Here is a 531-nt window from a genome sequence, read left to right as displayed (position 1 = left end):
CCACCTACGCCGGGGCCGCGACCCTGTACGAGGTCGGGTTCAACCACTTCTTCCGCGGCAAGGACCACCCCGGCGGCGGGGACCAGGTCTTCTTCCAGGGCCACGCCTCCCCCGGCATGTACGCCCGCGCCTTCATGGAAGGCCGGCTGTCCGAGGAGGACCTGGACGGCTTCCGGCAGGAGAAGTCCAAGGAAGGCCACGCCCTGTCCTCCTACCCGCACCCGCGCCTGATGCCGGAGTTCTGGGAATTCCCCACGGTCTCGATGGGCATCGGCCCGATGAACGCGATCTACCAGGCCCAGTCGAACCGGTACCTGCACAACCGCGGCATCAAGGACACCTCGGACCAGCAGGTCTGGGCGTTCCTGGGCGACGGCGAAATGGACGAGCCCGAGTCCCGCGGCCTGCTCCAGCTCGCCGCGAACGACAAGCTCGACAACCTGAACTTCGTGATCAACTGCAACCTCCAGCGCCTCGACGGACCGGTGCGCGGCAACGGCAAGATCATGCAGGAACTCGAGGCCTTCTTCC

At 66.7% G+C, this 531-nt stretch carries 1 pseudogene; it reads left to right on the top strand.

From position 1 onward, the window contains the following. A pseudogene (locus MRBLAR12_RS18595) lies at positions 1 to 531 on the top strand (pyruvate dehydrogenase (acetyl-transferring), homodimeric type); the annotation flags it as partial.

Origin of the sequence: Arthrobacter sp. LAR12-1-1.1 (genome assembly GCF_040676555.1) — a bacterium.
GTDB lineage: Bacteria > Actinomycetota > Actinomycetes > Actinomycetales > Micrococcaceae > Arthrobacter.
This window is presented reverse-complemented; position numbering and strand designations above follow the sequence as displayed.